This window comes from Campylobacter concisus (assembly GCF_002912895.1).
GTDB classification, from domain to species: Bacteria; Campylobacterota; Campylobacteria; order Campylobacterales; family Campylobacteraceae; genus Campylobacter_A; species Campylobacter_A concisus_G.
In genome coordinates this window covers 1-1,476 of record NZ_POZX01000058.1, presented here as the reverse complement: position 1 = coordinate 1,476, position 1,476 = coordinate 1, and the positions used below count along the sequence as shown (strand labels likewise).

1 protein-coding gene is annotated in these 1,476 nt (G+C 31.2%); it reads right to left on the bottom strand.

The annotated features are described in order from the left end of the window. Positions 1-1,407 (bottom strand): AlwI family type II restriction endonuclease (locus CYP51_RS06670; RefSeq protein WP_103624858.1); only part of this gene is annotated, 1,407 nt, incomplete at its 3' end. Between the last annotated feature and the right edge of the window lie 69 nt (positions 1,408-1,476).

Below are 1,476 nucleotides of genomic sequence, written 5' to 3'. Positions count from 1 at the left end.
TCTCTCGATCGGTATCATTTCATTTGTGCTTTGACTTCTATCTCTTATTAGACTTACTTCCACATAGCTTTCTGCTTTGTCGTCAAATGCTACAATATCTGCTTTGCCACCGCTTGCCGTAAATACTGGAAGTCCTTCGTCATCGCTTTTATAATTTGGAATGATGCTTATATTATCAAAGCTTTTTGTTAAATATATGGCTGTTAAAAACTCTAATCTAAGTGGCTTGTCAATTAGCCTTAAGAGTTCATCAGTCGAAGCTTTTCTTTTATCGCAAGTTATAAGCAGCTCATTTTTGATAAAATCAATTTCATATGATGAGGCAAATTCTCTTAGTTTTGTCGTTTTAACATCATCACTTATGACGGCTGATTCTGTAGTGATTAAATTATTATCAATACTTGCCATATAGTTATAAAATGCAAGTTTATTTGCATTACCGTCATCTAAATAGTCGCCGTTAAATAGAGTTGTTAAGCTTAAAATATATTCGGCTTTTTTAATTTCGTTGCTATTAATATCAATAAATCTACCATTTCCACGAAGCGAAATAAGCCCAGTAATGCGCATTTTGCGGATATACTCATCTACTGCTTCGCTCGTGATTTGATTTATTTTAAATCTTGTCCTGTTGTCACTTTCTAAGAGATTTAAGCATTTTTCATATATAAATTCATCTGAATAGCCAAATTTAGTATTTGTCAATTCATAAATTTCGCTTCTTAAGCTCACAATATAATTAAATAACTCGTTGCCATCATCGTTTTGCCAGCAAAGTAAAATTGGAATTTCTTTTGTGCTAAGCGGATTTTGTTCTTGTTCTTTTAGTGTTTTTAAAAGTGATAATAAGAGCCTTAAAGGTGCGTTGTGATTTAAATTTTTCTTGTATGGATTGCCGACTTCATATTTGCTAAGAGCATTTAAAAATACAGCATTTACGAGATTTTCATCAATTTCATCTTTAAATTTTTCATTTTGGCTGTCATAGTATGCATTTATTAGCATTTTTGCACTATCACTAATTAAAATTCTTTCATTTTTTGCATAGTAACAAAAGCCAAATTCGCTCATCAGTTTATACCAAGTATCAAAGCGACTTTCCCAGCCTTTTTCAAAACCTTTTTCTTTATGGTTTTGTGGCGAAATTTCGCAAATATGATTTAACTCATTGTCGCTAAAAATATATTCGTCGTTATCAAATTTCCTTTTTAGCTCTTGATTTTTGTTAATTGAATTTGGTCTGTATAATCTATATGCCAGAACTTCTCTTACGATTTGCATAATTGTTTGGTTATCTAAAATTTCATTTTCAAATTTTGCGATTATAGTTAAAAATTCACCAATCCTGCGCGGATTTCTCATAGTTGTTGAAAAGCTTATGATTTTCCTTTCGGCACTTCGTGGCATCTTATTTCCTTATGTAATTTGTTACAAAAATTTCTTTGCTATCAGCTTTTATGGTATTGTCATTAAAGC